Source organism: Vibrio qinghaiensis, assembly GCF_002257545.1.
Classification (GTDB): Bacteria; Pseudomonadota; Gammaproteobacteria; order Enterobacterales; family Vibrionaceae; genus Vibrio; species Vibrio ordalii.
The window spans coordinates 2,324,321-2,344,268 of sequence record NZ_CP022741.1; the positions used below are offsets into that span (position 1 = coordinate 2,324,321).

Annotated in this window: 16 protein-coding genes; 3 read left to right on the forward strand and 13 right to left on the reverse strand. The window is 46.1% G+C overall.

Features of this window, described 5'->3' with window-relative positions:
• The first annotated feature begins 128 nt into the window (after positions 1-128).
• Positions 129-737, forward strand: coding sequence for a TIGR04211 family SH3 domain-containing protein (locus CCZ37_RS10720; protein WP_094500502.1), 609 nt, complete (start codon positions 129-131; stop codon positions 735-737).
• Positions 738-796: 59 nt separating this feature from the next.
• Here CCZ37_RS10720 and CCZ37_RS10725 read toward each other — a convergent pair whose 3' ends face one another.
• Together CCZ37_RS10725 and CCZ37_RS10730 are read right to left on the reverse strand one after the other, a co-directional pair.
• Positions 797-1,564: a general secretion pathway protein GspB gene (locus tag CCZ37_RS10725; protein WP_094500503.1), complete on the reverse strand. Its 768-nt coding sequence runs from the start codon at positions 1,562-1,564 to the stop codon at positions 797-799.
• Positions 1,564-3,162, reverse strand: coding sequence for an ExeA family protein (locus CCZ37_RS10730; protein ID WP_094500504.1), 1,599 nt, complete (start codon positions 3,160-3,162; stop codon positions 1,564-1,566). The genes CCZ37_RS10725 and CCZ37_RS10730 overlap by 1 nt, the downstream gene beginning before the upstream one ends.
• 88 nt (positions 3,163-3,250) lie before the next feature.
• Between CCZ37_RS10730 and CCZ37_RS10735 the strand changes: the two genes are divergently transcribed.
• Positions 3,251-4,462, forward strand: coding sequence for a multifunctional CCA addition/repair protein (locus CCZ37_RS10735; protein ID WP_094500505.1), 1,212 nt, complete (start codon positions 3,251-3,253; stop codon positions 4,460-4,462).
• A 113-nt stretch (positions 4,463-4,575) separates the two neighbouring features.
• Here CCZ37_RS10735 and eno read toward each other — a convergent pair whose 3' ends face one another.
• The 5 genes from eno to rlmD all read right to left on the reverse strand — a co-directional run bounded on the left by eno (position 4,576) and on the right by rlmD (position 12,361).
• On the reverse strand, positions 4,576-5,877 hold the full coding sequence (gene eno, locus CCZ37_RS10740; RefSeq protein WP_013856041.1) for a phosphopyruvate hydratase: 1,302 nt from the start codon (positions 5,875-5,877) through the stop codon (positions 4,576-4,578).
• A 79-nt stretch (positions 5,878-5,956) separates the two neighbouring features.
• Positions 5,957-7,597, reverse strand: coding sequence for a CTP synthase (locus tag CCZ37_RS10745; RefSeq protein WP_094500506.1), 1,641 nt, complete (start codon positions 7,595-7,597; stop codon positions 5,957-5,959).
• Between the two features lie 223 nt (positions 7,598-7,820).
• On the reverse strand, positions 7,821-8,618 hold the full coding sequence (gene mazG / locus CCZ37_RS10750; RefSeq protein ID WP_094500507.1) for a nucleoside triphosphate pyrophosphohydrolase: 798 nt from the start codon (positions 8,616-8,618) through the stop codon (positions 7,821-7,823).
• Between the two features lie 134 nt (positions 8,619-8,752).
• Positions 8,753-10,975, reverse strand: coding sequence for a GTP diphosphokinase (relA, locus tag CCZ37_RS10755; RefSeq protein WP_064625889.1), 2,223 nt, complete (start codon positions 10,973-10,975; stop codon positions 8,753-8,755).
• 63 nt (positions 10,976-11,038) lie between these two features.
• Positions 11,039-12,361 carry a 23S rRNA (uracil(1939)-C(5))-methyltransferase RlmD gene (gene rlmD / locus CCZ37_RS10760; RefSeq protein WP_094500508.1) on the reverse strand — a complete coding sequence of 441 codons (1,323 nt, stop codon included), beginning with the start codon at positions 12,359-12,361 and terminating at the stop codon, positions 11,039-11,041.
• Positions 12,362-12,544: 183 nt separating this feature from the next.
• Between rlmD and barA the strand changes: the two genes are divergently transcribed.
• Positions 12,545-15,325 (forward strand): two-component sensor histidine kinase BarA, encoded by a 2,781-nt coding sequence (gene barA, locus CCZ37_RS10765; protein WP_094500509.1) that lies wholly within the window; start codon positions 12,545-12,547, stop codon positions 15,323-15,325.
• 109 nt (positions 15,326-15,434) lie between these two features.
• On the opposite strand, the gene acpS is transcribed toward barA, so the two are convergent.
• The 6 genes from acpS to lepB are packed head-to-tail and all read right to left on the reverse strand — an operon-like array spanning position 15,435 to position 19,906.
• Positions 15,435-15,815 (reverse strand): holo-ACP synthase, encoded by a 381-nt coding sequence (gene acpS, locus CCZ37_RS10770; protein WP_094500510.1) that lies wholly within the window; start codon positions 15,813-15,815, stop codon positions 15,435-15,437.
• Positions 15,816-15,824: 9 nt separating this feature from the next.
• Positions 15,825-16,556 carry a pyridoxine 5'-phosphate synthase gene (gene pdxJ, locus CCZ37_RS10775; protein WP_013856034.1) on the reverse strand — a complete coding sequence of 244 codons (732 nt, stop codon included), beginning with the start codon at positions 16,554-16,556 and terminating at the stop codon, positions 15,825-15,827.
• Positions 16,553-17,281, reverse strand: coding sequence for a DNA repair protein RecO (gene recO / locus CCZ37_RS10780; protein WP_026027280.1), 729 nt, complete (start codon positions 17,279-17,281; stop codon positions 16,553-16,555). The genes pdxJ and recO overlap by 4 nt, the downstream gene beginning before the upstream one ends.
• A gap of 47 nt (positions 17,282-17,328) precedes the next feature.
• Entirely contained in the window at positions 17,329-18,303 is a 975-nt protein-coding gene (gene era, locus CCZ37_RS10785; protein ID WP_094500511.1) for a GTPase Era, read from the reverse strand.
• Positions 18,296-18,973: a ribonuclease III gene (rnc, locus tag CCZ37_RS10790; protein ID WP_010319803.1), complete on the reverse strand. Its 678-nt coding sequence runs from the start codon at positions 18,971-18,973 to the stop codon at positions 18,296-18,298. Before rnc ends, era begins: the two co-directional genes overlap by 8 nt.
• Positions 18,974-19,009: 36 nt before the next feature.
• Positions 19,010-19,906, reverse strand: coding sequence for a signal peptidase I (gene lepB, locus CCZ37_RS10795; RefSeq protein ID WP_013856032.1), 897 nt, complete (start codon positions 19,904-19,906; stop codon positions 19,010-19,012).
• Positions 19,907-19,948: the final 42 nt, after the last annotated feature.

A 19,948-nucleotide genomic window follows, 5' to 3' on the forward strand; every position in this document is an offset into this window, starting at 1 on the left:
GTCATTAATTGACTCAAACGCACAGAAAGGGAGGCTTAGCCTCCCTTCTTTGTTGCACCAATCAACGAAACTTCTTAATATTTGTCGACAGCATTTTAATACCTCATTTGATAGCTAAAGGACTTATCGTGAAAAAACTGATCTGCATGGTTTTACTGACCATGTTGGCTGCGCCAACGTTTGCGCAAGACCGCTATATTGCGGACAAACTCTTTACTTATATGCATTCAGGTCCAAGTAATCAATTCCGTATTCTTGGAAGCATTGATGCGGGCGATAAGGTAAAACTGCTTGATGTCGACAAAAATACCGGTTATAGCCAAATTATCGATGAGAAAGGCCGCACGGGTTGGGTTGAAAGCCGTTTTATCACTCGCCAAGAAAGTATGGCAATGCGCTTACCTAAGTTGGAAAGTGAGTTGGCCGAAGTGAAAAATAAATTAGCGAATGCAAATAAAAATGCAGACAGTGAAAAAGCCGGATTGGCCAATTCATTAGAGGCTCGCAATCAACAAATTTCAGAGTTAGAACAAAACTACAGCGATATCAGCAAGCAGCTTACTGATTCACAAACTGAAATCCGCGAACTGCGTGCTAAGCTGGATACTCAGAAAGAGGATCTACTGCTTAAATACTTTACTTACGGGGGCGGCGTAGCGGGGATTGGTCTGTTACTTGGATTAATTTTGCCACACATTATTCCACGTCGTAAAAAACACCCTTCAGGTTGGGCATAATTTCCCTAACAAATTGGATCTTCAATTAAAAAACGGTCACCTGATAAAGGTGACCGTTTTTATCCTTTCCAATCATAAAGTGCTGGAACTTCAATCAATTCACCACCGAAGCGTATCAAGGTTGATTGCGGATTAATCTCGACTAATTGCACGCCATTCGCAACGTCATCACCTACTTTTCGCTCCACACCATTAATTTTTATCCATCGCTTATCTGCGCGACTTGAATAAACGTGAGTTTGGAAATTCAGCGCTGGGATACGTCCTGAAAAGGTATCAAGATGTTCTGTGAGCAGAAGATGATCTTTTGATGAGTCTCCTACCAGTACGACTTGATCTTTGCCTTGAATCGCCAGCTCAACTCGTTGTATCAATTCTGGGGATAATTGACTTAAGTCGAGATCATTAAGACCGAACTCCTGATCTGCGTTTTTATCTTGCTGATCACGAGTCGTCAATTGAGTGCCATATAAAGGAGTAAATGGCTGGGTAGATCTTGTCTCGGTAAGTGTTTTCACTCGTGGTGTATTGGTTTGTAACTCACCAAGGTCAGGGTATTCGAGAACTTGGTAAGCCCCCTCTTGTGGCACAACTTGTGGCGCATTGCGCTTCAATTGTTCTAGCTCATCGATTCGAGTCTGGTATGAATGATAAACAAGATAACCGCAACAGAGTATCGATGGAGCAAGCAACGCGGTGAGTGATGCTTTCGACCACCACGAAAACGACGGTAATTGATGAAATAGCGTCACTGGAGAAGATTGAGTTGAACCTTTATTCTGGCGGCTCAGCTCTGATTGCTCTAATGCTTTAAGCACTTGCGACATTATCCTTGCTCCTTAGTAATGAGAAGACGAGGTGCGTTGTGTTGAGTCAATAGCTCAAGCTTACTTATCGTGCGAGCACCTGCAATACCATCAACATCCATTTTTTGCCAGCGTTGGAAAAATTCTACCTTGCGTTTCACCTCCCCATCAAAACGTTGATGTCCTGTGGCTTGCTCTCCAAGTAGCTGAGACAATTTTTGATCAAGCAGCTCAACATCGTCCCCCTGCATACCTAGCTTCAAAGTTCGAAGTAAATCATGCTGCCAAATGTAGTGATATTCTCCCGTCCATACGTCATTGAGCTGGCTTTGGTTAATTTGCACATGCTTGCCTGCCATTAACAATTGCACCTGTTCAGCATTGATCTGGTACAGCACCGCATAAGCTTGTGTTTGCTCCGCAGCTAAAGTAAGCACCACTGGCAAATTTAACTGCTTTAATTGGTTGAAATCACCCTGCATACGCTGACATTGAAAGCGTCCTTGTGCTTGAGCATCACAAAAACTATCGGCCAAAGATGCACTGTAACCCCACACTTTATAAAGATCGCTAATGGCCGCTTCCAATGCCTTCGAGCGTTCTAGATCTTGTTCCAATTGAGCACTGATCACCACTTGAGTGATTGGTTTAGGTAACGCTGGGGGCGGCAACACAGAGCGCATCATGCGATCAATCCATGGCGGACTAAACCACGCGATAAATGCGGCTAACATTAAGCCCACAATAAAAGGAGACCAATGCGATATTGAAGATGGTGCAAGACGAATATTGGGCGACTGATAGACCGAGGACTGAAAATTCATGACCTCTTGACCCGCGGTACGCACTAACTCAAATGAGAGTGTTTTCATACCCTGCTGATAGGCCAACTTCAAACTCGCATCGCACACTAAGTTAATTAAACGCGGAATACCGTGGGTCTGTTCTGCTATCCATTTGATACTTTTCTGATCAAACCAGTCCTTGTGACCGCCGGCTAACGCTAAACGAAAGTGGATGTACTGCTCTGTCTCTTGAGCATTGAGAGGCAGCAAGTGATAACGACCGGTAATACGTTGCGCAAGTTGGCGTAATTGAGGTAATTGCAATTTTTGTTGTAACTCAGGCTGACCAATCAGTAAAACCTTAAGCAACTTACGGCTCTCCGTTTCAAGGTTAGTCAGTAGTCGTAACTGTTCCAGTACATCGGCGGCCAGATGCTGCGCTTCATCTATCACTAATAGCGTCTGTTTCCCTTGCGCGTGGTTATGCAGTAAATGATGATAAATCAGTTGGCTAAGTGCTTTTAAACTCCCTGAAGGTGAGTAAGACAGCGCAAACTCATCACAAATCGCTTCAAGCAACTCGATGTTCGAAAAAGTTGGATTTAAAATAAACCCCGCCTGAGTACACTCATCGAGTGCCGCAAGCATCGCTCTTGCGATGGTTGTTTTGCCAGTCCCCACTTCGCCAGTTAATAGCGCAAAACCACCACCATCACCCAGCCCTGCTTGTAAATGCTGCATCGCTTCACGATGACGATGGCTCAAAAATAGGTAACGAGAGCTCGGTACAATTGAAAATGGCGGCTCAGTAAATCCAAAAAATTCCTTATACATTCTCTCGTCTCTATCATTTCACTGTGAGGAAAAGTACCATTAGTAACATCAATCGCCAATGGCGTTTCAGCATATTTAAGGTAATCCGGTGCAAGTATACTTAGTTGGGGGCGCGGTGCGCGATCAGTTGCTCCATATTGATATCTATGACAAAGATTGGGTTGTAGTAGGCAGCAGCCCAGAGCAAATGCTGGCCACTGGTTTTACTCCTGTAGGAAAAGATTTTCCCGTATTTCTTCACCCGAAAACGAAACAAGAGTATGCCCTTGCTCGCACTGAGCGCAAAACTGGCGCAGGCTACACAGGCTTTGCCTGCTACTACGCACCCGATGTGACTTTGGAAGAGGATCTCGCCCGCCGCGATCTGACCATTAACGCCATCGCACAAGATAACGCTGGTAAGCTTATTGACCCTTATGGCGGCCAGCGCGATCTGCGCAATCGCCTACTGCGCCATGTTTCTGATGCCTTTATCGAAGATCCTCTGCGCGTCCTTCGCGTGGCACGCTTTGCAGCCAAATTTGCGCATTTAGGTTTTACCATTGCCGATGAAACCATGGCACTGATGAAACAGATAACGCAATCAGGTGAGTTGCAACACTTAACCGCCGAGCGCGTATGGCAAGAGTGGCAGAAATCACTCGCCACTCAGCATCCAGAAATTTTCATTTCTGCTTTACGTCAATGCGGTGCGCTCAAAGTAGTATTACCCGAACTGGATCGCCTGTTTGGTGTTCCTCAACCGGAAAAATGGCATCCTGAAATTGATACCGGAGTACACACCTTGATGGTTACAGCGCAAGCGGCGAAGCTCTCTTCATCGATAGCGGTTCGTTTTGCAGCGCAAGTGCATGACTTAGGCAAAGGAGTCACACCTAAAAACGAATGGCCCAGCCATAAAATGCACTGTCACACAGGAGTTAACATCATTAAAGCCTTATGCGAGCGGGTGCGCATTCCAAATGAGTGTAAAGAGTTGGCACTGCTCGTCTGCGAGCAGCACTCCAATATTCATCGAGCGGCAGAATTAAAACCCAGCACCAAACTCAAAATACTCGATAAACTCGATGCATGGCGCAAGCCTAAGCGCTTGCTGGACGTTTTACTTTGTTGTCAGGCCGATCATGCGGGTCGATTAGGTTGCGAAGAGACCCCTTATCCGCAACGCGATATTTTCCTCGAAGCCTATCAAGCCGCACTGAGTGTCGATGTACAACAGGTGATCCGTGATGGTTTTCAAGGGAAAGCGATCAAAGAAGAGCTGGATAAACGACGGATCGCAGCGATTAGCACGGTGTAAATCTTTCCCTTCTCAACTCGCAATTCAAAATGCGAGTTGCGGCAGAAAAAACAAAACGCCCTGCATTGCAGGGCGTTCTCTAAAGTAATGATGCTAAGCTGTACCCCGTGGGATTAAGCTTGACCTTTCACTTCTTTAAGACCGTTGAAAGGAGCACGACCAGCTAGCGCTTCTTCAATACGGATTAGTTGGTTGTACTTAGCAACACGGTCAGAACGGCTCATAGAACCCGTTTTGATTTGACCTGCAGCTGTACCTACCGCTAGATCAGCGATAGTTGCATCTTCAGTTTCGCCAGAACGGTGAGAGATTACCGCTGTGTAACCTGCATCTTTAGCCATCTTAATTGCAGCTAGAGTCTCAGTTAGAGAACCGATTTGGTTGAACTTGATAAGGATTGAGTTAACGATACCTTTCTCAATACCTTCTTTAAGGATCTTAGTGTTAGTAACGAATAGATCGTCACCCACTAGCTGAATTTTGTCGCCTAGAAGTTCAGTTTGGTGTTTGAAACCAGTCCAATCAGACTCGTCCAAACCGTCTTCGATAGAAACGATTGGGAATTGCTCAACAAGGCCCGCTAGGTAGTGGTTGAACTCTTCTGAAGTGAACGTTTTGCCTTCACCTTTCATGTTGTAGATGCCAGCGTCTTTGTCGAAGAACTCAGATGCTGCACAGTCCATCGCTAGAGTGATGTCTTTGCCTAGCACGTAGCCAGCCGCTGCAACCGCTTCTGCGATAACTTCTAGCGCTTCAGCGTTAGATTTTAGGTTAGGAGCGAAACCACCTTCGTCACCAACCGCAGTGTTGTAGCCTTTAGACTTGAGAACTTTAGCTAGGTTATGGAATACTTCAGCACCCATGCGAACCGCTTCTTTAAGAGTTTTCGCGCCAACAGGTTGGATCATGAACTCTTGGATGTCTACGTTGTTATCTGCGTGCTCGCCACCGTTGATGATGTTCATCATTGGTAGAGGCATAGAGAATTGGCCAGCAGTACCGTTTAGCTCAGCAATGTGCTCGTATAGAGGCATGCCTTTCGCAGCCGCAGCCGCTTTTGCGTTCGCTAGAGAAACCGCTAGGATTGCGTTCGCACCGAAGTTAGATTTGTTTTCAGTACCATCAAGGTCGATCATCACTTGGTCGATAGCTGCTTGATCTTTAGCATCTTTACCAACTAGAGCATCAGCAATTGGGCCATTTACAGCTGCAATCGCTTTAAGAACACCTTTACCTAGGAAACGTGATTTGTCACCGTCACGTAGCTCAAGAGCTTCGCGAGAACCAGTAGATGCACCAGATGGCGCAGCTGCCATACCTACGAAACCGCCTTCTAGGTGAACTTCAGCTTCTACTGTTGGGTTACCACGTGAGTCGATGATTTCGCGACCTAGAACTTTAACGATCTTAGACATTAATGTTTCCTCTCGTTGAATTTAAATGTCAAAACTATAAAGGGCAGCAGCACAACAATTGCAACTGCCCGTATCCTTGTTACTTCTCTGATTCACCGCGTTGGAACTCACCTGCCGCTTTAATAAAGCCTGCAAATAGTGGGTGACCATCACGAGGGGTTGACGTGAATTCTGGGTGGAACTGAGCTGCTACAAACCATGGGTGAGCAGGGTTCTCAATCACTTCAACCAACTTCTTATCAGCAGACAGACCTGATACTTTCAAACCAGCTTTTTCGATCTGCGGACGAAGTTTATTATTAACTTCATAACGGTGACGATGGCGCTCATGAATGGTTGCACTACCGTAAAGCTCATACGCTTTAGTGCCTTTCTCTAAGTGACATAGCTGCGAACCAAGGCGCATAGTACCACCAAGATCAGACTTTTCAGTACGCTCTTCTACGTTACCTTCGTCATCTACCCATTCAGTGATCAAGCCTACCACAGGGTATTGAGTCTCTTTGTTAAATTCTGTTGAATGCGCACCTTTCATACCCGCAACATTACGCGCGTATTCTATCAGCGCTACTTGCATACCTAAACAAATTCCTAGGTAAGGTACTTTGTTTTCACGAGCATATTGCGCAGCAAGAATTTTGCCTTCGATACCGCGGTCACCAAAACCACCAGGTACGAGGATTGCGTCCAAACCAGTCAGCACTTCCGCACCTTTGGTTTCAACGTCTTGAGAATCGATGTATTTGATTTTCACGCTCAAGCGGTTTTTCAAACCTGCGTGTTTCAGCGCTTCGTTAACCGATTTGTAAGCATCAGGTAATTCAATGTATTTACCAACCATCCCGACCACAACTTCTGCAGTTGGGTTAGCCTCTTCGTAAATCACTTGTTCCCATTCAGAAAGATCCGCTTCTGGCGCTTTAATAGCAAAACGGTTACAAACGATATCATCCAAACCTTGAGCTTTGATCAGTTGAGGGATCTTATAGATAGAATCGACATCTTTCATCGAGATAACGGCTTTTTCAGGCACGTTACAGAACAAAGCAATTTTCTTACGTTCGTTCGCTGGGATAACGCGATCACTACGACAAACCAAAATATCAGGCTGAATGCCGATAGAAAGCAGCTCTTTAACTGAATGTTGAGTCGGTTTGGTTTTCACTTCACCTGCAGCGGCAAGGTAAGGAACTAAAGTCAGGTGCATAAACATTGCGTGTTCACGGCCCACTTCAATCGCAAGCTGACGAATCGCTTCCATGAATGGCAATGACTCAATATCACCAACGGTTCCACCCACTTCAACGATAGCGACATCGTGGCCTTCAGAGCCTGCGATAACGCGATCTTTAATCGCATTGGTGATGTGTGGAATAACCTGAATCGTTGCACCTAGGTAGTCACCGCGGCGCTCTTTACGCAATACATCGGCATAAACACGACCAGCAGTAAAGTTATTGCGCTTGGTCATTTTGGTACGAATAAAACGTTCGTAGTGACCAAGGTCAAGGTCAGTTTCAGCGCCATCTTCCGTGACAAACACTTCACCATGTTGAGTTGGGCTCATTGTGCCTGGGTCAACGTTGATGTAAGGGTCAAGCTTCATCATAGTCACTTTAAGACCACGAGCTTCTAAAATCGCCGCAAGAGATGCTGCCGCAATACCTTTACCTAGAGAGGATACAACCCCGCCAGTAACAAAAATGTAATTTGTCGTCATGTTTAACCTGAAATTGGTTGAATGAGGGAAATGGATTTCTTCTGGACGGGATAAAAATATACCAGAAGCCCTTATTCGCTACAACGTGAAATCTATCACACTGTCATTTTTTATTTTTTGCTTCAAATCAAAGAGCACCGCTTGATATGGCTTATCACACCACTCAAATGAGTCAAATTTGTCTCAATGGGTGGGTTTTGTTGTGGATTGCCAACACAGGGCATTACTTCGACTCCAAGCGCTTCACTTCATTCCACATCGCATCCAATTCTTCGAGAGAAAAATCGGTCAAGGTTTTGTGCTGACGTGCCACCAGCATTTCAATACCTTTAAATCGACGTGAAAACTTTCGATTTGCTTTATTTAACGCCACTTCTGGATCAATTTTTAAGTGCCGAGCAAAGTTAACGGTGGCAAATAATAGATCGCCCATTTCATCCTCTACTCGAACCGGATCAGGGTTGATTTGCAACGCCTCTTCCATCACTTCTTCGATCTCTTCTTGGACTTTATCAACCACTGGGCCGATAGAATCCCAATCAAAGCCATATTGGGCACACTTTTTTTGAATCTTTGTAGCACGTAAAAGAGACGGAAAAGCGTGTGGTATTGAGTCTAGAATACTTTGATCTTTTTTTCCTGCTTGTACCTTTTCTTTGGCTTTTTCAGCTTCCCAATTGGCGTTGATTTGCGCTTCATCCTCAAACTTGGCACCCGAAAAAACATGAGGATGGCGGCGCGTAAGTTTTTCATTCACCGTTTCAACAACTTGCGAGAAATCAAACAACCCTTGCTCTTTCGCCATTTGACTATAAAAAATAACTTGAAACAGCAAGTCACCTAATTCTTCTTTGAGATTAGGCCAATCTTGGTTGTGGATCGCTTCCACCACTTCATAGGTCTCTTCGATTGTGTAAGGAACAACCGTGTCAAAAGTTTGCTTGATATCCCAAGGATAACCTGTTTTTGGGTCACGCAACTGTGCCATGATCTGTTCCAGTTGTTCGATTGGGTGGCTCATTTATCCGCTCCTTACATCAATATTTAAAATAAAAAAGCGAGCAGTCATTGCCACTCGCCTTTAAAAACCCAAGGCGCTTGCGTCGCGATTTAATTGCGATTCACGCCAATAAGAGTGTTACTGTGATATGAAATTTAGCCTAGGCGTTTCACCAACATGACATCTTTGATCTGCTCTACTCGCATTGATACTCGTGACAGCGCTTCGATGTTGCTCACTTCAAGATCAAAATCCATGATGATCAACTGTCTTTTGTAGTCGCTACGACTTTTCATGCTGATGACTTTCACTTTCTCATTCGCAAGCAGGGTGGTGATGTCTTTGAGTAGCCCACCTCGCTCCATCGCTTCAACGCGCAAAGTCAAAATATAGGTTCCAACAAACCCGCGCCCCCAAACGGTATCAATGATGCGTTCAGGTGCGTGATGGCTCAGCTCTTCTAGCTGTTCACAGTCACTGCGATGGACTGAAATACCACGCCCTTGAGTAATGTAACCTTTGATCTCATCACCTGGGATAGGTTGGCAACAGCGCGCTAGGTGTGTCATGAGGTTATCTACCCCTTCCACCACAACGGCATCTTTGTGCGCTCGATGTGGCTGAGCTGGACGAGTTTGCGCATCTTGCAATTTTTGCAGTGCTTGTTGATCTTCTTGCTCAGCGGTCGGCTTATTAACTAAGGCATTGATGTGATTGACAATTTGGTTGATTCGCAAATCACCACTGCCAATGCCGACGTACAGCTCGTCAGGCGTATTGACGTTAAAACGTTTGAGCGCGTATTTATCGGCATCTTTTAACGTAGCACCGATTTTGGCTAATTCTGATTCGAGGATCTCTCGTCCGGCTTCAAGGTTTTTCTCGCGGCCTTGTTTACGGAACCAGGCGTTAATCTTGGCGCGCGCACGGCCTGAATGGACAAACCCCGTTGCTGGATTTAGCCAATCACGCGACGGATTCGGCTCTTTCTGGGTGATAATTTCGACTTGATCACCCATAGATAATTTATGAGTAAATGGAACAATACGACCCGCGACTTTGGCACCGATGCAGCGATGCCCCACTTCAGAGTGAATATGGTAGGCAAAATCGAGCGGCGTGGCTCCCATGGGTAAATCAACTACATCACCACGAGGTGTAAAGGCGTAAACACGATCATCAAACACCTGGCTACGCAGCTCGTCGATCATCTCACCCGAATCAGACATCTCTTCTTGCCAATCAAGAAGCTTACGCAACCAAGTAATTTTCTCATCGTAACCACTACGGGCAACCGTTGCGCCCTCTTTATATTTCCAGTGCGCGGCAACCCCAAGTTCAGACTCTTCATGCATCTGCTTAGTACGAATTTGAATTTCGATGGTTTTGCCTTCTGGCCCTAAAATCACCGTATGAATGGATTGATAGCCATTCGGTTTCGGATTAGCAACGTAATCATCAAATTCGCTAGGTAGGTGTTTGTATTTGGTATGAACAACGCCCAAGGCGGCGTAACAGTCTTGCAGTTGATCAGCAATAATGCGAACTGCACGCACATCAAACAGCTCATCGAAAGCCAAACCTTTCTTCTGCATTTTGCGCCAGATGCTATAGATGTGTTTCGGACGGCCACTCACTTCAGCATTGATATGAGAAAGCTTCATCTCGGCGCGCAGATCTTCGACAAAATCGTGAATATATTGTTCGCGCACGATGCGGCGCTCTGAAAGCTGCTTGGCAATTTGTTTATAAGTATCGGACTGCTGGTAGCGAAATGCGTAATCTTCAATTTCCCATTTGAGCTGACCAATGCCCAAGCGGTTTGCTAAAGGGGCATAGATATTGGCGCACTCTTTGGCCGCCACACGGCGAATTTCGTCAGGTTCATCTTTTACTTCACGTAAATTACAGATGCGCTCCGCTAATTTGATCACCACACAACGAAAATCATCCACCATCGCAAGCAGCATGCGGCGAACGTTATCCACCTGCTCTGAAGCTTCACTGCCTTGCAAGGTGATGTTTAACTGACCAAGCGCCGCCATCTCTTCGACACCATCAATCAGCTTCACTATGCCTTTACCATAGGTCTCTTCTAATACTTCACGGTCAAAAAGCCCACTACTGACGATAGGAAAGAGCTGAGCCGCGACTAAAGTGGCGCGATCCATCGATAAAGTAATCAGGATTTCGATCATTTCACGGCCGCGCCACAGCAGTAGCGGTCCTTTGGCCTGACCTTCTAATAACGTTTCACACTGACGGTATACGTCCGTCAGTTTAGAGGCTGTGCTTTTATCTTGATGTAAACTCGCAATCCATTTATCTAGCTCAAACTGTTCGTCTGGATTCAAGTGTGCGCTTCGTACCGCAACCATCTGATTCGTCCTAGTTTTATAGTTTGTGGTATTCGACTAACGCCAACTGGGTTAGTTCTCTGTCTACCGACTTTTTACAAATAGCGCCATCGATTCTAAATGACTGGTGTGTGGAAACATATCCAACATGCCAAGTTTTACCAACTTATAACCTTGGCTGAGTAAACTTTGACTGTCTCTTGCCAGTGTCGCCGGGTTACAAGAAACGTACACCACGCGCTGAGCGCCGAGCTTAGCCAATTGGTCGACAATGCCTGCCGCCCCGGCTCGCGCTGGGTCGAGTAGTACTTTAGCAAATTTTTGCTTTGCCCACGCTTGCGTTGACATATCTTGTTCCAAATTTGCTTGGTAGAACGCGATATTATCGATTTGATTGCGCTGCGCGTTTTGTGTCGCTTGCTCAACCATCTCATCCACACCTTCAATGCCCACTACCGATTGAGCGTATTGGGCCATCGGCAAACTAAAGTTCCCTACGCCACAAAATAGGTCTAAAACTCGGTCATCCTCAGTCAAAGCTAACCATTCCAACGCTTGAGCCACCATTTTTTGGTTTACTTGGCGATTGACTTGAATAAAGTTGGAGGGCAAAAATTCGATAACGGATCCAGTTTCACGGTAGCTTGCCATCTCTCCGTAAAGACGTTCGAGCTGATCGCTTTCTGGCATCACATACAAAGTGAGATGATGCTGCTGAGCAAACGCCAGCAGCGCCGCGTGATCTTCACTTGGCAGCGGCTGAAGATGGCGCAACACCATCACAGCGCCTTGATCACCCAGCACCAATTCAACATGGCCAATCGCTTGCTGAGATTTAAATTGCGTTAACAGCGCTTGGATAGGTGTAAGTAGCGTGTTGAGTTGTGGTTCTAGCACTGGGCAGTCCGTCACGTTAACGATTTGCTTGCTCTGCTTTTTACGAAAGCCAAATTGCAGCTGTTGCTGCTTTTTGTCCCACAACACGCTGATGCGGGCGCGACGGCGATAGCCTTTATCGGCGCAACTTATTGCGGGGCTCAAGGCCAACGTTTGTCCGGCGAATTTACTCATCAATTGCGAAAGCGTTTGCTCTTTGTGCGCGACCTGCGCACTGTGCTCTAAATGCTGCAGATCGCAACCACCACATTGAGCGTAATGGCGACAAAATGGCGTCACGCGTTGTTCACTGGCCGTTAAGACTTTAATCAACTGACCGCGAGAGTATTTACTTTTGCTTTCAGTTAGCTGCATCAGCACTTGCTCACCGGGCAGTGCGCCATCAACAAAAAGCAGTTTATTGTGTTGATAAGCGATACCAGAACCTTGATGATCAAGACGTTCAATCAATACCGTTTGATGTTTTGTTTCTAATTGCGCTTTCTTTTTCGGTTGGAAAAAACGTGCCATGCTCTGTGCCTAAGTAAAATTAAATCGATGTTTTTTGCCCTAGCGTCACTATTTAGTGCGGGGATGATTGTCGAACTTACTCGACTTGATTAAGCTAGCCGTCAATTAAACGATTTTCGTACAGGCTTGCTCATCAAATTGCGGGCTATTTTCCCATATCCACACCACGATGTTTAGACAATAATGACCAGATATGGCTTACGCGCGCGCGTTATTACTTTAACCTTAGCTCCAACCTTAATTATCGGCTTGTTGCTCAGTGCTTTTTTCTCATTCAATCGCTACCATGATCTGGAAAAACAGGTGATCAATGCGGGGGCGAGCATCATCGAGCCCTTGGCCATTGCCAGTGAAGACGCCTTAAAAAACCAAAGCCGTGAGTCGGTACGCCGCATTATCAGCTATGCGCATCGGAAGAACTCTAAATTTGTCCGCAGTATTGCGGTGTTTGACGCCAACCACGAACTGTTTGTCACCTCGAATTTTCACCCTAACTTTGAAAGCTTAACTTATCCAAAAGAGAAGCCCATTCCGATTTTAAGCAGCTCAAATCTCACCGAGAACACTTTAATACTGCGCACGCCAATTTTGGCTGAAAACCGTCTAACCGAAGGCATAAATGCCAATACATCAACGCCTGCGCTCGGCTATATCGCGATAGAGTTGGATCTCTCTTCATTGCGTTTACAACAGTATCAAGAGGTCTTTTCCGCCTTTTTAGTGCTTGCGCTTGGGCTCGGTTTATCAGGGATGTTCGCATTCCGACTCCTGCACGATGTGACTCGCCCTATCTCACACATGAAAAACATGGTAGATAGAATTCGGCGCGGCCACCTTGATGTACGGATCGAAGGCAAAATGCACGGTGAGTTAGATTCGCTCAAAAAAGGGATCAACGCGATGGCGGTATCGCTATCGGAATATCACGTCGAAATGCAGCACAGTATCGACCAAGCCACCTCGGATTTGCGAGAAACCTTAGAGCAGTTGGAAATCCAAAACGTTGAATTGGACATTGCCAAAAAACGCGCCCAAGAAGCCGCGCGCATAAAATCAGAATTTCTTGCCAACATGTCCCATGAGCTACGCACGCCGCTTAACGGTGTCATTGGCTTCACCCGCCAAATGCTCAAAACCCAGTTGACGAATAGCCAAGCAGATTACTTACAAACCATTGAAAAATCGGCCAATAACTTATTAAACATCATCAATGACATTTTGGATTTCTCCAAGCTAGAAGCCGGTAAGTTAGCGCTGGAAAATATTCCGTTCGAGTTTCAAGAAAGTTTGGAAGAGGTGGTGAACCTCCAAGCGACCAGTGCTCATGAAAAAGGATTGGAAATCACTCTTAAAGTGGATCAAAAAATCCCAGCAGGCTTGGTAGGTGACCCACTTCGTATCCAACAAGTGTTGACCAACCTTGTCGGTAACTCGATTAAGTTCACCGAACGTGGCAACATCGACATCAGTGTTGAATTGCGCTCACAACGCGACAATGTGGTTGAGCTGCAATTTATGGTACGCGACACCGGCATTGGTATTTCAGAGCGCCAACAAGCACAGCTGTTCCAAGCGTTTAGCCAAGCCGATGCCAGTATTTCTCGTCGCTACGGCGGCACTGGGCTTGGTTTGGTTATTACTCAAAAATTGGTCAACCATATGGGCGGCGAAATTAGCCTAACCAGCCGCCTTCACCAAGGTTCCACCTTCTGGTTTACGCTGCGTCTCAATACCACTGAAATGCCGATGAGTGACTGGCTTGACCCACATATTTTAAGCAATAAACAATTGTTGCTCGTTGAGCCCAATATGCAAGCGGCCTCTATCGTTCAGCAAATGTTGGTGCAGGCAGGGTTAACCGTCACATATCGAGCAGTGATGCCAGAAGAAACAGATCGCTTCGATTATGTATTACTCAATTTAGCCCCAAGTAGAGAGACTGATTTAGATTTGGTTGAGCAGTGGGTCACAAAGGCTATTCAGCTTGCTGACAACGTGATTATCGGTACACCAAGTACCGAGCTCGCACTATCCGATTATTTAATGCAGCATCATCCAGTGCAGTGCATTACCAAGCCACTGTCGCGTAAAAAATTGCTGCAACTATTAATCGCACACCAACCGGTACAGCCTGCCATTCAAGATCTACCGATCACACTCGATACACTGCCCCTGAAAGTAATGGCGGTGGATGATAACCCTGCCAACCTCAAATTGATCATGGCCCTGCTGCAAGAACGTGTTGAAACCGTCATTGCCTGTACGAATGGCCAAGAAGCGGTCGAACAAGCAAGCCGCCAGAAATTTGATATGATTTTGATGGACATCCAAATGCCACAGATGGACGGAGTCACCGCTTGCCAGGAAATTAAGAAAACGGAGCTCAATCACCAAACGCCCGTGATTGCGGTAACAGCTCACGCGATGATAGGAGAGCGCGATCGTCTACTGAAAGCAGGAATGGATGATTACCTCACCAAGCCGATCGAAGAGCACATCTTGCAGCAAGTGTTAGCACACTGGAACCCCTACGCCAACCGTGAACAATTGGAAAAATTACAACTCATAGAACAAGTCATACCGCTATCATCACAGGAAGCTGAGCAGCCTAATCACACCATTATCATTGACTGGCAAAATGCACTTAAACAATCAGCCAACAAGGAAGATTTGGCCAAAGAGCTGCTACAGATGCTAGTTGATTCGATTCCACAGGTGAACCAAGTCGTCAGTATGGCGTTGGAAGACGATGAATACCCTATACAAGATCTACTGCACCATATTCATAAACTGCACGGCAGCTGTTCATACAGTGGCGTACCCCGCTTGAAAAAAGTGTGCGCGGCGCTCGAACAGGCATTGCGCTCCGGCAAATCCATCAGCGATGTCGAACCGGAATTATTCGAGCTACAAGATGAGATGGACAAAGTGATCATCACCGCTAAACCGTATTTAAGCGAATGACCAATTTAACCGAAGAGACAATTTAACCTAATGAAAAAAGGGGCTTGTGAAAAAAGGGGCTTGCCGCTCAGCCGTATTTGCTTGTCAGCAAGCAGAGAAGATTGACAGATTAAGACTCTAAAATCACCGTCGCCACCGCATAATGACGCTCATCGGAAATGGTTAGGTGAATGTGATTCACACTGGCTGCGGTAGCCAACTGCTTCGCCTTACCAGATAATGTCAGCGTGGGTTTTCCGTTGGCGTCGTTGGTGACGGAAAAATCCTGAAAGCTAACACCATGCGCAATACCCGTACCAAGCGCTTTAGATGCCGCTTCTTTAGCGGCAAAACGTTTCGCTAAATAGCGCCCTTTTTTCTTGAGCGAATGGAACACCGCCAATTCATCTTGGGTTAGCACCCGCTCGGCAAAAGCATCGCCACTGCGTGACAATGCTTTTTCTATGCGTTCAATTTCCGCAATATCAGTCCCTAAGCCGATAATCGCCATCGGTAGACCTTATTTGCGAGCCGCTTGCATGATGGCTTTCATATCGGCGACCGATTTTTCCAAACCATCAAATACAGCACGCCCGATAATCGAGTGCCCAATGTTGAGTTCGTAAATTTCAGGCAGTGCAGCAATGGCAGCTACGTTGTGGTAAGTCAAACCGTGACCAGCGTTCACCGTAATGCCCAAATCACTTGCATAACTCGCAGCCGCCGCAATTTTCTTTAACTCATCTTGCTGATCCGCTTCGGTTGTTGCATCGGCGTAATGACCAGTATGCAATTCAATAAACGGTGCACCGCAAGTTTTAGCTGCGTTAATCTGCTCACGATCAGCATCAATAAACAGAGAGACTTTGATGCCTGCAGCGGTCAGTTTTTCGGTTGCCGCTTTCACTTTGTCAAGCTGTCCTAATACGTCCAGCCCACCTTCCGTCGTTAGTTCTTCACGCTTTTCAGGCACTAAACACACAAATTCAGGCTGGGTTTGCAGAGCAATATCAATCATTTCGTCGGTAACGGCCATCTCGAGGTTCATTCGAGTTTGCAACGTCTCGCGCAAAATACGCACATCGCGATCCTTGATATGGCGTCGGTCTTCACGTAGGTGAATGGTAATGCCATCGGCTCCGGCACGCTCTGCCATTTCAGCAGCATGCACGGGATCTGGGTATTTAGTACCGCGGGCATTTCGTAACGTGGCGATGTGATCGATATTAACGCCTAAGTAAATTGCGCTCATTTTCCTATACTCCGTACTCTGGAAAAACTAGACATGGGCAGGAAAAGCTCCCTGCTTTTTAAAGGTTTGCCGCCAAGATACGGCTTTAACGCTATGCGTGTAAAGCGTTTTGCCGCTTGAAGCTGCTCTTTACTGACAAAGCGCCGCTCACTAATGGCAATCAACTCATCGCCCATAAACGTGAGGTTATCGCGCCTAACAGAAGCGATAAAACCTTTTTGCTCGCGATAGCGATAAGTCATGCGAGGATCGATAGCTTCTCCCGTTCCGGCGCAATGCAAGAAATCAACGCCATAACCCATTGAAGCTAGCAACGCGAGTTCAAAACGGCGCAGTGCTGGTTCTGGATTTTCACACTGAGCCAACTCGGTGAGTGCATGCAGATAATCATGGAACAGACCTGGGCAAGGCACTTCTTGCGCAAGCACGCGGCCAATCAGCTCATTGACGTACATGGCAGAATAGAGATGAATACCACTGAGCGGTAAGCCAAGGCTAATCGGTTCAGCTTGGCGCAAGGTTTTCATTGAACCGTTGCCTGACCATTTGAGCAATAAGGGGGTAAAAGGTTGCAGTGCACCTTTTAAGTTTGATCGTTTACTGCGTGCGCCTTTGGACATTAAGGTGACGCGGCCATACTCCTCACTAAACACATCAAGGATTAGGCTCGACTCGCTATAAGGACGTCGATGAAGGACAAAACAGCGCTGTAAACCGTCTGACATATCAGCACTCAAAGGTGAGCGATGTTCTCGCCCACCTCGAATAGAGGTTATAGATCGTCAATATAACCAAGGCTACGAAGGGCACGTTCATCATCTGCCCACCCGGATTTCACTTTCACCCAAGTTTCTAGGTAAACCTTGCGACCAAACAACTCTTCCATATCTAAACGCGCTTCACGGCCGATGGTTTTGATTTTTTCACCACCTTTGCCGATCACCATTTTTTTCTGGCCGCTGCGTTCAACGAGGATCAACGCGTTAATATGAAAACCATCAGTTTCAGGGTTATAGTCAAAACGTTCAATTTCAACGGTTACTGAATACGGCAGCTCTTCACCAGTAAAGCGCATCAGTTTTTCACGCACAATCTCGGAAGCCATGAAACGCTGTGAGCGATCGGTCACATACTCTTCAGGGAAGTGATGCGTGGCTTGAGGTAAATACTCACGCACATGTTTGCGCAATACATCGACATTTTTGCCATGTTTTGCCGCAATCGGCACGACATCAACAAATTCCATTTTCTTCGATAGCTCTAGCATATGCATCATTACATCGTTACGATCTTTCACGTTATCGACTTTATTGACACACAAGACTACAGGGAAATTAGCATTGCGTAACTTGTTGAGCACCATTTCATCATCGGCGGTCCACTGAGTGCCATCGACTAAAAACAGCACTAAGTTAACATCACTGAGCGAGCTACTAGCCGCACGGTTCATCAAGCGGTTAATCGCACGTTTTTCTTCGATGTGTAACCCCGGAGTATCAACGTAAATCGCTTGGTACGGCCCCTCTGTATCGACACCCATAATGCGGTGACGAGTGGTTTGAGGCTTGCGCGATGTGATGGATATCTTTTGTCCCAGTAAGTTATTCAGCAGAGTTGATTTCCCGACATTGGGGCGACCCACAATGGCGATAAAACCACAGTGCTGCTCACCACTTTCCGGAGTTGCTTCATTGCTGTTGGTGTTTGATGCGAAGTACGCATCCAAATCAAATTCGTTATCAGCCATTTGTCAGTTGCTCTAGTGCAATTTCAGCCGCCGATTGTTCAGCTTTACGACGACTGGTGCCTTTACCAATTACAGGCGTTCCCATTCCTGCTACATCACACGATACCGTAAATTCTTGGTTGTGTGCTTCACCTTTAATATTAGTCACTGTGTAGATAGGCAGTTGCTTTCTTCTACCTTGCAGAAACTCTTGTAGGCGAGTTTTTGGGTCTTTTTGCGATACGCCCGGCTCAATGGCGTCAAGGCGCTCTTGATACCAGCTCAAAATAATACGTCGTACTACTTCGGTATCGCTGTCTAAATAAATCGCACCAATGATGGCTTCTACGGCATCAGCAAGGATTGAATCACGGCGGAAACCACCACTTTTCAACTCACCTGGACCTAATTTTAAGTAATCTCCTAGGCAAAATTCTCTGCCCAGTTCAGCCAATGTGTGACCACGCACAAGCGTAGCGCGCATACGACTCATATCCCCTTCGTTAATTTTAGGGAAACGGTGGTACAGCTCATCAGCGATGACAAAACTTAAAATTGAATCGCCCAGAAACTCAAGACGTTCATTGTGCTTACCATTTGCACTGCGATGTGTCAGTGCTAAGGAAATAAACTCGGGATCATTAAATGAATAACCGAGTTTAGTTTCTAATTTACTAATTGGAGAATTCATGCTCTCTCGATGTAGTGATGGCTAGCCAAAGCTAGCCTAGTTAATGCCACCAATGCGGTTAAAACGCACACCAGTTGGGATCCACGAAGGTAAAACGCTATCGGCACCACGTTCAAATTCAAAACTTATCCAAATACCGACCGCTTTACCGACTAAGTTTGCTTCTGGAACAAAGCCCCAGTAACGGCTATCAGCACTGTTGTCACGGTTATCACCCATCACAAAATACTGACCTTGAGGAACAACCCATTCATTAACGCCATGGCGTGGTTGATAAGCATCAACACGATCACGACGCAGTGGATTGATCAAAATTTGGTGTTCAACCTGACCTAACTTTTCATTCACTTGAATTAAAGGGATGCCATTTTGGTTGAACTCACTCTCTTCAACATTGGACAGTTTGACCTGTTTACATTCTGTTGAACCTTGAGCTTGAATACAAATCTCTTTGTTGCTGCTATAACGAACTGTGTCGCCCGGCATGCCGACCACGCGCTTGATGTAGTCAATGCTTGGTTGCGGCGGGTATTTAAACACCACGACATCACCACGCTCTGGTTTACCAGTTTCGACCAGTTGAGTACGCCATACTGGGTCTTTCAAACCGTAAGCGTATTTCTCAACTAAGATGAAGTCGCCCACCAGCAACGTCGGCATCATTGAGCCAGATGGAATCTGAAAAGGTTCGTACACAAAAGAGCGTAGCACCAGCACAAAAGCAATCACAGGGAAGATGGAAACACTGTTTTCAATCCACCAAGGTTGCGCGGAAATTTTGGCGCTGAGTTTGTCATCCAAGCCGTTGGTTTGCGCTTCAATAGCGGCCATCTTCTGTTGACGTTTTTTCGCCCACACCAACTTCTCCAGCACCCAAACTATGCCAGTCACTAATGTGACGATCACCAAGATGAGTGAAAATGTATTCGCCATGGAGTTCCCTTATCTAAAAATACGAAAGTGAAAGAGCCGAAA

Bases quoted from the DNA above. Each gene is read 5' to 3' on its own strand.
- relA (WP_064625889.1), bottom strand. From the start codon at position 10,975: ATGGTTGCGGTACGAAGCGCACACTTGAATCCAGACGAACAGTTTGAG.
- acpS (WP_094500510.1), bottom strand. From the start codon at position 15,815: ATGGCGATTATCGGCTTAGGGACTGATATTGCGGAAATTGAACGCATA.
- lepB (WP_013856032.1), bottom strand. From the start codon at position 19,906: ATGGCGAATACATTTTCACTCATCTTGGTGATCGTCACATTAGTGACT.
- CCZ37_RS10725 (WP_094500503.1), bottom strand. From the start codon at position 1,564: ATGTCGCAAGTGCTTAAAGCATTAGAGCAATCAGAGCTGAGCCGCCAG.
- mazG (WP_094500507.1), bottom strand. From the start codon at position 8,618: ATGAGCCACCCAATCGAACAACTGGAACAGATCATGGCACAGTTGCGT.
- era (WP_094500511.1), bottom strand. From the start codon at position 18,303: ATGGCTGATAACGAATTTGATTTGGATGCGTACTTCGCATCAAACACC.
- eno (WP_013856041.1), bottom strand. From the start codon at position 5,877: ATGTCTAAGATCGTTAAAGTTCTAGGTCGCGAAATCATCGACTCACGT.
- barA (WP_094500509.1), top strand. From the start codon at position 12,545: ATGACCAGATATGGCTTACGCGCGCGCGTTATTACTTTAACCTTAGCT.
- CCZ37_RS10730 (WP_094500504.1), bottom strand. From the start codon at position 3,162: ATGTATAAGGAATTTTTTGGATTTACTGAGCCGCCATTTTCAATTGTA.
- CCZ37_RS10745 (WP_094500506.1), bottom strand. From the start codon at position 7,597: ATGACGACAAATTACATTTTTGTTACTGGCGGGGTTGTATCCTCTCTA.
- pdxJ (WP_013856034.1), bottom strand. From the start codon at position 16,556: ATGAGCGCAATTTACTTAGGCGTTAATATCGATCACATCGCCACGTTA.
- rnc (WP_010319803.1), bottom strand. From the start codon at position 18,973: ATGAATTCTCCAATTAGTAAATTAGAAACTAAACTCGGTTATTCATTT.
- recO (WP_026027280.1), bottom strand. From the start codon at position 17,281: ATGTCAGACGGTTTACAGCGCTGTTTTGTCCTTCATCGACGTCCTTAT.
- rlmD (WP_094500508.1), bottom strand. From the start codon at position 12,361: ATGGCACGTTTTTTCCAACCGAAAAAGAAAGCGCAATTAGAAACAAAA.